Source organism: Devosia sp. (assembly GCF_041917035.1).
Classification (GTDB): Bacteria; Pseudomonadota; Alphaproteobacteria; order Rhizobiales; family Devosiaceae; genus Devosia_A.
In genome coordinates this window covers 1-1,623 of record NZ_JAYRYM010000444.1, presented here as the reverse complement: position 1 = coordinate 1,623, position 1,623 = coordinate 1, and the positions used below count along the sequence as shown (strand labels likewise).

Annotated in this window: 3 protein-coding genes; 2 read left to right on the top strand and 1 reads right to left on the bottom strand. The window is 70.5% G+C overall.

The features are described 5' to 3' along the window. Positions 1–21 precede the first annotated feature (21 nt). Complete coding sequence (locus tag ACE3TU_RS22130; protein ID WP_374628011.1) at positions 22–489, bottom strand: Lrp/AsnC family transcriptional regulator; 468 nt, start codon at positions 487–489, stop codon at positions 22–24. Between the two features lie 132 nt (positions 490–621). Between ACE3TU_RS22130 and ACE3TU_RS22125 the strand changes: the two genes are divergently transcribed. Together ACE3TU_RS22125 and ACE3TU_RS22120 are read left to right on the top strand one after the other, a co-directional pair. Then, complete coding sequence (locus tag ACE3TU_RS22125; RefSeq protein WP_374628010.1) at positions 622–1,281, top strand: tellurite resistance TerB family protein; 660 nt, start codon at positions 622–624, stop codon at positions 1,279–1,281. A gap of 89 nt (positions 1,282–1,370) precedes the next feature. After that, the coding region (locus tag ACE3TU_RS22120; protein ID WP_374628009.1) for an LLM class flavin-dependent oxidoreductase at positions 1,371–1,623 on the top strand (253 nt) is incomplete at its 3' end.

Below are 1,623 nucleotides of genomic sequence, written 5' to 3'. Positions count from 1 at the left end.
CCCGTGCCGGGGCCTCTGCAGTCAGCCGCGCGGCAGCCCGACGCGGCAGGTCTGTTTGGGCGAGGACAGGACGATCTGCGTCTCGGTCCGCTGCAACCCCGGCACCTCCTTCAGCACGCCGGCGAGAAAGCCCTCGAGATCGCGGGTGGTGCGAAGCCGCACCTTCATCAGGTAGTTCCAGGCGCCGGTGACGTGATGCGCCTCGATCACCTCGGGCGTCCGGGCGATGGCGGCGAGGAAGCGCTGTTCGGTGGCCGGATCGCTCCAGCCCACATAGATGAAGGCCAACAGGTCGAGCCCGACCTTCTCCGGGTCCACCCGGGCGTGAAACCCGGTGATCACGCCCTGCTTGACCAGCCGGCGGATACGGTCGTTGAGCGTCGACGGCGCGACGCCGAGGATCTTGCCCAGTTCGGCCACCGGAAGCCGGTCATCGTCCTGCAGCAGGTCGAGCAGCCGGTAGTCGATCTCGTCCAGTCCCGTCGCCATCCGTCCGGCCTCCGTTGTCGCCACGAGCCTACCGGCCGCATCGCGAAAGGCAACCCGTCGCACCCCTTGCAGGCGCGGCCCCGGCGCACCACCTCCCCGCGCGTACGCAATCACGAGACCGGAGCCCGCGGCATGTTCAACATCGATGGCATCATCAAGGCCCTGCAGACCGACCCCAATGCCCAGCGCACCGCCATGACCGGTGCCGCCGGCCTCGCCGCCGGCATGCTGCTGAGCGGCGGAGGCCTGGGCAAGCTGGTCGGCAATGCCGCCAAGGTCGGCGCCGTCGCCGCCATCGGCGGGCTGGCCTATTCGGCCTGGCAGAACTACCAGAAGCAGCAGGGCAACACCGCGCCCGCCAATCCCGACGCCTTCACCCCGCCGCCCCAGGCCGGCGCCGCCGCCGAGGACCTGGGCAAGAAGCTGGTGCGCGCCATGATCGCCGCCGCCAAGGCCGACGGGCAGATCGACGCGGACGAGAAGCAGCGCATCTTCAAGCGCCTCGAGACCATGCCGCTTTCCGCCGACGAGAAGGCCTTCGTCTTCGACGAGCTGTCGGGTCCGCTGAACCTCGACGCCGTCGTCGCCGGCGCCGACACGCCCGAGCATGCGGCCGAGATCTACGCCGCCTCGCTGGTCGCCATGCACCCCGACACCGAGACCGAGCGCAACTACCTGACGACGCTCGCCGGCCGGCTGCGGCTCGATCCCGGCCTCGTCGCCGAAATCCACCGCACCGCCGGCCATCCGCCGCTGGCCTCGGCGGACCTCACCTCGTCGAGCAACGTCTAGGGCGAGCGGGCGCCCGGTCACACGGCTGTGCGCTCTTGCACCGGCAGGTCGCGCCCGCCATCTAGGGCGCGACCACCCGGGAGCCCCTCATGCAGTTCGGCCTCTATTCGTTTGCCGAGAATACCCCCGATCCGCTCAATGGCGGCCGACTGCAGTCCCCGGCCGAGCGGCTGGGCGACCTGCTCGAGGAAATCCGCCTCGCCGACGAACTGGGGCTCGACTTCTACGGGCTCGGCGAACACCACCGCCCGGATTTCGTCGCCTCGGCCCCGGTGACCATCCTCGCGGCGGCGGCGGCGCTCACCCGGCGGATCCGGCTCTCGACCGCCGTCACCGTGCTCA

Coding starts and splice junctions, on each gene's coding strand:
- ACE3TU_RS22130 (WP_374628011.1), bottom strand. CDS start 489: ATGGCGACGGGACTGGACGAGATCGACTACCGGCTGCTCGACCTGCTG.
- ACE3TU_RS22125 (WP_374628010.1), top strand. CDS start 622: ATGTTCAACATCGATGGCATCATCAAGGCCCTGCAGACCGACCCCAAT.